This is a genomic window from Halorubrum sp. AJ67 (genome assembly GCF_000513435.1).
Window position 1 is genome coordinate 114,955 of the sequence record NZ_CBVY010000016.1, and the last position, 3,224, is coordinate 118,178.

2 protein-coding genes and 1 pseudogene are annotated in these 3,224 nt (G+C 65.8%); all 3 read right to left on the minus strand.

What is annotated here, in order from left to right; translation table 11 throughout:
- On the minus strand, positions 1-564 hold a 564-nt coding region (locus tag BN903_RS12300), incomplete at its 3' end, for a DEAD/DEAH box helicase (protein ID WP_048078001.1).
- Positions 565-651: 87 nt separating this feature from the next.
- A pseudogene (locus BN903_RS12305) lies at positions 652-2,514 on the minus strand (PAS domain-containing protein).
- Positions 2,515-2,621: 107 nt separating this feature from the next.
- Positions 2,622-3,224: aminotransferase class V-fold PLP-dependent enzyme (locus tag BN903_RS12310; protein WP_048078015.1), on the minus strand; the 603-nt coding region annotated here is incomplete at its 5' end.

The following is a 3,224-nucleotide window of genomic DNA, read 5'->3' on the forward strand; positions in this document are numbered from 1 at the left end:
CCGGCGGAGCCGTTCGAGCCCGACCGTGAGCTGCGCGCCCCGCTTCGCCGACGCGAGCTCGTGGACCTCGTCTATCACGACGTGTTCGATGTCTTCGAGCGCGACCCGCATCTTCGAGCCGGTCAAGATTGCCTGAAGACTCTCCGGCGTCGTGATGAGGACGTCCGGCGGGTCGTCGGCCTGTTTGCTGCGTTCGTACTGCGTGGTGTCGCCGTGCCGCACCGCGACCTCGACGTCGAGCCGGTCGCCCCACCACTCCAGCCGGTCCATCATGTCGCGGTTGAGCGCGCGGAGCGGGGTTATGTAGAGGGCGGATATCCCTTCGCGCGGCGGGTCGCCGGGCGCGTTCCGGGCCTCGACGAGTGCGTCGAAGACGGGGAGCATTGCGGTCTCCGTCTTCCCGGTGCCCGTCGGGGCCAAGACGAGGGCGTTCCTCCCGTCGGCGAGCGGCGGGATGGCTTCCCGCTGGGGCTCCGTGGGTGTGGTGAAGCCCCGCTCCGAGAGCGCCTCCCGGATCTCGCTCCCGAGGTGCGCGAACGCGTCCATTCCCGACGACTCTGCCATTACTCGCGGTTGGGGATTCGAGCGATTAAGCCCGTCGCCGTTCGAGACGCGGACGAACAATTCCTCTGCGGCGACCTCGGCTGCCGGTCACTCGGCGAGCGGCAGCTCGACGACGAACACGCTGCCCGTCGGCTCGTTGTCCTCGACCCACACGTCGCCGCCGTACTTGTCCACGAGCGTCTTGACGAGGTACAACCCGACGCCCGTTCCGCCGCTTTCGAGGCCCTTCTCGCCTTCTTGGAAGATCTGCTCTTTGTGTTCGTCATCGATTCCGGGGCCGTTATCCCCGATCGACACGCACACCATGTCGCCCGAGACGCGGGTCGACACCCCGATCTCGGCCACGTCCTTGTCGTTGTGGACGACCGCGTTCATCAGCAGGTTCCGGAACACCGCCTCCAACAGCTCGTCAGCCAGCACCGTCACGTCGGTGATCGACCCGTCGACGGAGACCGTCGCGCGGTCCTGTTCCGACCGTATCTGTGCTATCTGCTCGGAGAGTTCGTCGCGGAGACTCACCGGAGACCGGTCGGACCCGACCTGTAGCAGCACCTCCGTGACATCCCTGGCCGTCTCCGTGATCTCCATCGCCTGTCTCGTCGCTTCGATGACGGTCCGCGCGTACGTTCGGCTCTGGTCGTCGGGGAGCGCGTCTTCGAGGAGTTCGGTGTACGACTCCGCGACCATCAGCTGGTTGCGGATGTCGTGACGGACGACCTGATTGAGCAAGGTGAGACTGTCTCGCTGCCGTTCGAGCGTCTCCTCGTACGCCTTCAGATCGGTCACGTCGCGGGCGTACCCCAAGACGGCGTCTTCGCCCGTTTTCGGGTTCCGGTACGGGATCTTCGTCGTCTGAAAAACGCGCGTTTCGCCGGCCGCCGTCGTCAGCGTCTCCTCGCCGACCGTCTTCGGTTCGCCCGACTCGATCACCTCGATGTCGTCCTGTCGGAACGCCTCGGAGTCGTCGACGCTGGGGATGATGTCCGACTCGGAGTTACCCTCGACCGCTTCGGGCGTCTTCCCGTACGCCGCCGCGGTCGCCTCGTTGGCCAGAAGATACCGGCCGTCGCGATCCTTCGCGAACACGAGGTCCGGCACGAGGTCAATGATCTGTCGGAGCTCCTCGCGGGTCGTTTCGATCTCCTCCTCGCGCCGTTTCTGCTCGGTGATATCGGTCGAAACGCCACATATCGCCCGGATCTCGCCTTCCTCGTCGTACACGGGAGACTTCCGAGTCAGCCGGCTCGTCTCGCCCGCGGGCGTCGGGACCGTCTCCTCGATCTCCACCATCTCTCCGCCCTCGATGACCCGGAGATCGTCCGCCCGAGCCCGCTCGGCGACCGCTCGCGGAAAGAGCTCCTCGTCGGTCATTCCGACGGGATCCCCGTCGATGTCGAGCAGGTCGCGGCACGCCTGATTCATCAGGAGATATCGACCGTCGGTGTCCTTCAGAAACGCTGCCGCCGGCATCGTCTCTAACACCGTCTGGAACCGGCGGTGGGTGCGCCGGTATTCTCGTTCCTGTCGCTTTTTTTTCCGTGATGTCCCGAGCGACGCCGACGATACGGGTGATGGATCCGTCCTCGGTGATCGGCGTCAGTTTCGTCTGCCAGTCGGTCGTTCCTCCCGGGAACTCGAGCCGCTCCTCGTACTCGATCGTGGCCCCCTGTTCGACGCAGCGACGGTAGTTCGCGGCCACGGCCGCTCCCTGCTCTTCGCCGAGGAGTTCTCGCGGCGTCTGACCCCACATCGTGTCCTCGGAGAACCCCGTCTGTTCCTGATGCGCGGTGTTGTTCTGTCGAAACGTAAACTCGTAGCCGCCGTCCTTCTCCGCGACCTCGACTAAAAAGCCGCATCGTCCATCTCCAGAAACATCGCCTCGTAAACTGTGTCCACCCCCCTGCCTGCCGCTTCAAACCCACTACCGTCGTTGTTTGACTCTCCTAGCATCGTTCTTCTTACGTATATATACGCAAATTCGGCGGATAACTCTGTGGGTGTCGACGGAGAACGCGTTTGTTTGTCGACCGTGAGCGAACCGTTCCCGGCCGCAACCGCTACGTCACGCCGCCGTCGTTGGTCGCGTACTTCTCGTGCGCACCGCCGTCGAGGATCGCCTCGATTGCGTCGACGACGTCGAGCACGTCGGCGAAGGAGGTGTACGGGGCCGCGGGACAGACGCGGACCACGTTCGGCGGCCGGAAGTCGACCACCGCGCCGCGGTCGGTGAGCGCCTCGCTCAGTCGTTCGGCGTCCGGGTGTTCTAAAGCGACGTGGCCGCCGCGGGCCGCGTGCGCTCTGGGCGTCCCGACCGCGATTTCGGGGAGCCGGTCGTCAACCAAGGCGATGAGGAAGTCGGTCAGCGCGAGCGACTTCTCCCGCAGGCGCTCGATCCCGGCCTCCCGCAGGAGTTCGACCGAGCCTTCGAGCGGCGCGGCCGACAGCAGCGGCGGCGTCCCGATCTGCCATGCGCCCGCGGAGTCGGCGGGCGTGTACTCCATGTTCATCTCGAACTGCGTCGCCTTCTCGTGGCCCCACCATCCCGCCAGCGCGGGCGTGAGCCCGTGGTGGCGCTCGGCGACGTACAGCGCGCCGATCGACCCCGGCCCGGCGTTGAGGTACTTGTAGGTGCACCACACCGCGAAGTCGACGCCCGCCGC